Here is a 1,387-nt window from a genome sequence, read left to right on the forward strand (position 1 = left end):
AAGCCAAGAAAGGTTACTAAAAAGCGTTACCCTTCTCATGCCGCTTAATCGTTACCTATCTCTTGAAGTCATACCTAAAATTATTTCAAAATACTGACAGTGTTTCCAAGTATTCACAAACAAATAATCTACTAAACTAAATACATGAAAAATCGATTAACTTTAGTATACATAGGATTTATAATTATAAATGCAATATGTATAAATTTATCCTCTAACAATCATCCACACAATCCGTTTCCAATTATTCAATTCATTACCACTATCATCTTTTCTGCACTTCACCCGTTATTCATAATTGGATTTTTTTTGAAGATTGAAAACATATGGATGTGGCTACCCTCTTTGGCTTTCTGGATAATAATAATTTCCTTTGTCCTTGATTCTAAATTCAATAAAAAAGAATTCTAAATTAACGTTGTCTAATAAATTCTGTACATTCATTAATAGAATAAAGACAAGAAATTACTCCTTGGTTCAAAAAGCACTACCAAGACTCCTTACAGAAGAAGAAACTACAATTATATTGTGGCTTTTAAAAAACAGCCCTAGCAATTTAACACATCACATAAATAATATAGCAAACATAATCGTTCAAGATAAATGTAAATGCGGCTGTGCTAGCATCGATTTTTTAAATAGAAAAGAATATAAAAAGAGCAATCTAACAATAATATCTGATTTTAAATGGAAAGATAATAAAAACAACTTATTCGGAATATTTCTATTTGAAGTAAATAGTAAACTAGCTGGCCTTGAAGTATACTCCATTGATGGTAATGCGGAAACTCCAAAAATTCTGCCGAACATTCAAAATTTACAAAGAAATGAAAATTAGATAAGTAGTTCTATTTAAATATTCAAAAGCAATCTCATATTTGAATTTGTATAATACCTAAAGCACTACGCATAACAGCGTCTACTCACTGCGCTTCGGCACTTACGGCCTCGCTTGGCCTGCGGCACATTTCCCTTCTGTCACTCGCTCGCATACGCAAGCTACGTGCCAGTCCCTAACGTCCCGTTGGGACTCAGGGGCGGGAAACGTCGAGTAGACTAGTTCGTTAGTTGCAATGTGCAGAATTTCGTTCTCGCCAGGTTCGTTTTTTCTCGCTTTTATCTATTAAGCAAAGATTGATACAAAAGATTAATTTGATCGGTCTTGTTTGTTTAAGATTTCTCAAAATTGATTTACTCTGCACTGTTTGTTGATGTTCTCTGGTGGACTTCCAGTTCTTTCTTATCAGAAATCATTTCTCGACGCGCACACTGCAACTAACAGCGTCTTAACGCTTCACTTCGGCACTCACGGCCTCGTTCGGCCTTCGGCAAATTTCCCGATCTCCCTAACGCCTACTACGCAGGCTCAGGGCGGGAAACTTCGTCA

General features: G+C 35.5%; 1 protein-coding gene. It reads left to right on the top strand.

The genetic code is table 11. The features are described 5' to 3' along the window. Positions 1-472 precede the first annotated feature (472 nt). Positions 473-838 carry a hypothetical protein gene (locus EHQ24_RS18855; protein WP_135603143.1) on the top strand — a complete coding sequence of 122 codons (366 nt, stop codon included), beginning with the start codon at positions 473-475 and terminating at the stop codon, positions 836-838. Positions 839-1,387 lie beyond the last annotated feature (549 nt).

The organism is Leptospira noumeaensis, from assembly GCF_004770765.1.
Classification (GTDB): Bacteria; Spirochaetota; Leptospiria; order Leptospirales; family Leptospiraceae; genus Leptospira_A; species Leptospira_A noumeaensis.